Origin of the sequence: Collinsella sp. AM20-15AC, assembly GCF_003471405.1 — a bacterium.
GTDB lineage: Bacteria > Actinomycetota > Coriobacteriia > Coriobacteriales > Coriobacteriaceae > Collinsella.
Genome location: NZ_QRJA01000050.1, coordinates 1 through 3998, shown reverse-complemented (window position 1 = coordinate 3998; position 3998 = coordinate 1). Strand labels below are relative to the sequence as shown.

At 58.8% G+C, this 3998-nt stretch carries 5 protein-coding genes; 4 read left to right on the top strand and 1 reads right to left on the bottom strand.

Translation table 11 applies throughout. The features are described from left to right. Positions 1 to 46: 46 nt before the first annotated feature. Complete coding sequence (locus DW233_RS09945) at positions 47 to 829, bottom strand: GntR family transcriptional regulator (RefSeq protein ID WP_158551165.1); 783 nt, start codon at positions 827 to 829, stop codon at positions 47 to 49. Positions 830 to 1137: 308 nt separating this feature from the next. Between DW233_RS09945 and DW233_RS09940 the strand changes: the two genes are divergently transcribed. The 4 genes from DW233_RS09940 (at position 1138) to DW233_RS09925 (ending at position 3896) form a co-directional block, all read left to right on the top strand. Continuing rightward, complete coding sequence (locus DW233_RS09940; RefSeq protein ID WP_118268017.1) at positions 1138 to 1572, top strand: PTS sugar transporter subunit IIA; 435 nt, start codon at positions 1138 to 1140, stop codon at positions 1570 to 1572. 79 nt (positions 1573 to 1651) lie between these two features. Continuing rightward, positions 1652 to 2140: a PTS sugar transporter subunit IIB gene (locus DW233_RS09935; protein ID WP_117716198.1), complete on the top strand. Its 489-nt coding sequence runs from the start codon at positions 1652 to 1654 to the stop codon at positions 2138 to 2140. 71 nt (positions 2141 to 2211) lie between these two features. Further along, positions 2212 to 3069: a PTS sugar transporter subunit IIC gene (locus DW233_RS09930; RefSeq protein WP_089572605.1), complete on the top strand. Its 858-nt coding sequence runs from the start codon at positions 2212 to 2214 to the stop codon at positions 3067 to 3069. Then, a complete protein-coding gene (locus tag DW233_RS09925; RefSeq protein ID WP_118268016.1) occupies positions 3069 to 3896 on the top strand; it encodes a PTS system mannose/fructose/sorbose family transporter subunit IID in 828 nt (275 codons plus the stop codon). The genes DW233_RS09930 and DW233_RS09925 overlap by 1 nt, the downstream gene beginning before the upstream one ends. Positions 3897 to 3998 lie beyond the last annotated feature (102 nt).

Genomic DNA, 3998 nt, shown 5'->3' with positions numbered 1-3998 from the left:
GGTTACACCCTAAGAGCAAACCACCCCTTTTAGGGGTGGTTTTGATTTATTGGGCTGTGGCGGTGAAGGTTGTTTTGTCGGCGGCGATGTGCACGTGCAGCTTTGCCTGACCGTCGCAGCTGATGAGCACGCCTACCTCGAACGGGGTTCCCGTCTTGTCGTAGGTCGAACGCACGATGCGCATCGCCGCCTTACCGGTGTTCTGTCCCAAAAGGCGCGCCTCATGCTTGTCGAGGTTGACCGTCTCGTAGACGGCATCGACGCTTGCGGGCAGGATGCCGGTCTTTTCCGCGATATAGGCGTAGAGCGAGCCATCCACGTCTTTGCGTGTGAGCTCGGGGCAAAGTGACACGGGGATATAGACGTAGTTGAGCTCCATGGGTTTGTCGTTGGCGAGACGCAGGCGGCGAATCTCCCAGACGGGTGTCCCCTCGGGCACTTTGAGCCCAGAGGCGATGCCGCGGACGGCCGGTATGCTTGAAAAGGCGAGAATCTGCGAGCTCGGAACCCGTCCCGCTTCGCGCATCCGCGCGCTGAAATTCAGGGCCAGGTCGATGCCGGGTGCTGAGGTTTGGGGTTTGATGAACGTTCCCTGCCCACGTTTGCGCACCACGCGCCCCTCGATGACGAGATCTTGGAAGCAACGGCGCACGGTCGCGCGCGATAACTCTAGCCGCTCACAGATTTCGAGCTCGCGTGGCAGCGGCGTCTTGGTGTCGAACGCCTGGCTGGCGATAAGCAGGGCGATTCGATGTTTAAGTTGGACATAGAGCGGCGTATCACCGCTGCGGTCGAAGGGTTCGGAGGCGAGAAACGAGATCATATCCATGGGGTACCTCCATATCGTGGGCGTACGTGACATGGTCTGACACTGCGGGGCAAACCGGAGATGCCAGGCCCGATTCTTGCTGGTATGTATGGTGCATAAGGAACATAAAACATTTATCAGACAATCTACCTGCTATTTTAAAAATAATTAGAAGAAAAAATAATTTAGGCACAAAAATAGTTGCTACCGTTAACCGATGAATAGTTGCCGTTCGCAACTATTTTCTTGTACCGAACATGCCCCGGCGCAACAATAATCTCAGCAAAAAGCAAAGCCGTGCGACACACGGCAGGTCGAGAGGAGACCGCATGCGGTATCTGGTAATGGTCAGTCACGGAACGCTCGCTCCCGGACTGCACAGTGTCCTCAAGATGCTCGGCAATGACACCCCGAACATCTTGTCGACGAGTCTCGTGGACGGCATGGGCGCTGACGAGTATGTCGAGAACGTCAAGGCGATGCTCGCTCCCGTTGCCGCCGATGACGAGGTTGTCCTGCTCGGTGACATCCTGGGCGGATCGCCGCTCACCAATGCCATGAACACGCTGGCCGAGAAGGGCCTGCTCGCCCACACCATTGCCTTCGGCGGTATGAATCTGCCCATGGCTATGACCGCCATGATGGGGCTTGCCGCCATGGACCTGGATTCCCTCAAGCAGATGATGCTGCAGGAGGGCAAGAACGGTATGTCCGAGCTCGTTGTCCCGACCGATGACGCCGACGACGAGGACGACGACATCTAGGCAGCGCATCCGCCCCAATTTTTGTGATGGAGCGGGGGTTAAGAGGAAAGACCCCCGGTGATAAGGAAAGGGAGAACGCATGATTTCGTTCATCCGCATTGACGACCGCATGATCCATGGACAGACCGTTACCCGTTGGGCCCTCGAGTATCCCTGCGACGGTCTTATCGCCGTCAACGACGCCGCGGCGTCCAACCCCGTGCTCAAGGAGGCCTACAAGAGTGCCTCGGGCAAGAAGACGTTCGTGTGGACCAAGGAGCACTTCAAGGAGGTCTCCGAGAAGGTTCTCAAGTCCAACACCAAGTACTTCCTGATTACCAAGAACCCGCTTGACATGAAGGAACTTCTCGTCGATTTTGGCTTTAAGCCCGGCATGGACCGCATCATCGTCGGTCCCTGCAACGATCGTCCCGGCACCACCAAGCTCGGCAACAACCAGTCGATCACGCAGGAAGAGGCCCAGGCGCTCGAGGATCTCACCAACGCCGGCTACACGGTCGAGTTCGCCCTTATCAAGGAGAAATCCATTGGTGAGTGGCCCAAGTTCCGCGGTCAGTTTGGCTTCTAGTTAGGCGCCAGCTGCATTTTGGTACCTACAGCCCTGGGGAAAGGGGCTGAGGAATAAAGAAAGGGGAAAGCATGGCAATCAATGCATTCCAAGCCGCGCTGTTCGGCCTGTTCGCCTGCCTGGCATCACTGCCTGGCATGGGCGGCACGACGATCGGCAACTACACTCTGGGTCGTCCTCTGGTCGCCGGCCTCATCGTCGGCATCATCATGGGCGATATGCAGACGGGCATCCTCGTCGGCGCTGCCATCCAGGTTGTCTACATCGCTCTCGTGACCCCCGGCGGAACCGTCTCCGCCGACGTCCGCGCCGTGTCCTATATCGGTATCCCGCTGGCGATCCTCGCCATCAAGAACTCGGGCATCGATCCCGCCTCCGCTGAGGCTGCCGGCATGGCCGCATCCCTCGGCGCCGCCGTCGGCACGCTCGGCACTGTGCTCTTCTATGGCACCGCCACCATCAACCTGGTGTGGCAGGGCATGGGCTGGAAGTGGCTCGAGAAGGGCGATCTCCACAAGCTCTACCTGGTCAACAACGTTCTGCCTTGGATCGGTCACATCGTCTGCTCGTTCCTCCCGACGTTCATCATCACCATGGGCGGCACCGCCATGGTCGACCTCATGAAGACCTACATGCCCATGGACGGCATCGCGATGAAGACGCTGTTCACCGTCGGCTCGCTGCTGCCTACCGTCGGTATCGCCATCCTGCTCAAGCAGGTCATCTCTAAGCCCACGGACTTCCTGACGTTCTTCTTCGGCTTCACCCTGTCCGCTGTTATGGGCTGCAACCTGATCGCCGCTGCCGGCATTGGCTGCTTCTTCGCCCTGATCAACTATGAGATCGCTTCGCTCAAGATCGACCTCGCAAACGCTCCCAAGGCAGCTATCGCCTCGGGCTCCGATGATGAGGAAGAGGAGGACATCTAATGGCAGAGAAGAAGAAACTCTCTAAGAAAACGCTTGCCAAGTCGTTCCGCAACTGGTCCTATGGCAACCTGACTTGCTTCTCGCAGGAGCACATGCAGACCTTCGGTTACCTGTGCGCCATGCTTCCGATCGTCGAGGAGCTCTACGACACGCCCGAGGAGCAGAAGCAGGCCCTCCAGACCTACTCCGCGTTCTTCAACACCGAGCCGCAGATCGGCACCATGATTGTCGGCGTCACCGCCGGCCTCGAGGAGGCTCGCGCAAACGGCGAGGCCATCGACGACGACGCCATCAACGGCATCCGCGCCGGCCTCATGGGCCCGCTCGCCGGCCTTGGCGACTCGCTGATCGTCGGTACCCTGATCCCGATCCTGCTCGGTATCGCCCTCGGTCTCTCGACCGGCGGCTCCCCGCTCGGCGCTATCTTCTATATCGTCGTGTGGAACCTGCTCATGTACCTCGGCATGCGCTTTGCCTACAACCAGGGCTATGAGCTCGGCGGCAAGGCGGTTGAGGCACTGGTCGGCCCCAAGGCAAAGGCTCTTCGCGATTCCATCGTGATGGTCGGTACCATGGTCATCGGTGCAGTCGGTGCTACCTGGGTCTCCATCACCTGCAGCCCCAACCTGGTGCTGCCCGGCGGCGGTAAGTTCCAGGACACTCTCGATGGCATCTATCCGCACCTGCTGCCCATGGTCTTCATCATCTTCTGCTGGTACATGATGACCAAGAAGAAGGTCAACCCCATCGTTATGATGCTGATCCTCGTTGTGATCGCATTTGTGGGCGTTCTCATTGGCTTCTTCGACCCGGCACTGAGCTACTAGTCATCATCCCCTGGCCCCCTGTAAGGCCGTGCGGCCTCAACCGCACGGCCTTCTGATTCAAGACTTTAGTCTGCTGGCCGCGCAGCGGCCAGCTTTAAACCA